The organism is Xenorhabdus innexi, assembly GCF_002632485.1.
Classification (GTDB): domain Bacteria; phylum Pseudomonadota; class Gammaproteobacteria; order Enterobacterales; family Enterobacteriaceae; genus Xenorhabdus; species Xenorhabdus innexi.
Genome location: NZ_NIBU01000207.1, coordinates 1 through 840, shown reverse-complemented (window position 1 = coordinate 840; position 840 = coordinate 1). Strand labels below are relative to the sequence as shown.

1 protein-coding gene is annotated in these 840 nt (G+C 52.5%); it reads left to right on the top strand.

All coding sequences use genetic code 11. The features are described 5' to 3' along the window. Window positions 1–840, top strand: an 840-nt coding sequence (locus tag Xinn_RS21115) for a tyrosine-type recombinase/integrase (RefSeq protein WP_099137828.1), incomplete at both ends; no start/stop codon positions are given.

Genomic DNA, 840 nt, shown 5'->3' with positions numbered 1-840 from the left:
CTATTAGAAGAGTATTTCTTTTCACATATTCTGAGACCGGATACCGAGTGGAGTTACCGGAAGGTGGTGCGGGGATTTACCCGGTTTATGGGGGAAACAGCCTCACCGGCACAGGTGACTTACCGGGAGGTGCTCCGGTGGCGGCGTCATCTTATGCTGGAGAAAAAACAGTCGAGCCATACCTGGAATAATAAGGTCGCACATCTGCGGGCGATTTTTAATTTCGGCATGGAGCAGAAACTGTTGCCGCATACTGAGAATCCGTTTAATAACGCGGTGGTGAAAAAAGAGAAGAAAAAGAAAAAAATCCTGAGTGAATCCCAGATAAACCGCATTAATCTGCTGATGGGGAAGTATGCGGAAGACGAAAGAACCCAGGTCACGCCAAAGGGAGGGCGCTGTGCCCTGTACCCGACATGGTACTGGACAACGGTGCTGGCGACCTTGCGTTTTACGGGGATGCGTCAGAATCAGTTGCTGCACCTGCGGTTGCGGGATATCAATCTGGAAGGCAACTACATTGAACTGGGTCTGGCAGGCAGCAAGAACCACTGTGAATGGGAAGTGCCGATAGTTTATCCGCTGAAACCCCGGCTGGCACACTTACTTGAACGGGCGGTGGCGGCCGGCGCGAAAGCGGATGATCCGATTTTTGACCTCAGCCGGTTAAGTGTGCCACACCCCAGCCGGCTTTCCCGTTACAAATACGACATTAACCGGGAAAAACAACAGCTCCGTTCGTTCTTCCGCCGGTTATCCAGAGAGTGTGATTTTGCCGTTTCCCCGCACCGGTATCGGCACACGGTGGCGTCAACGCTGATGAAATCGCCGGATCGCAAT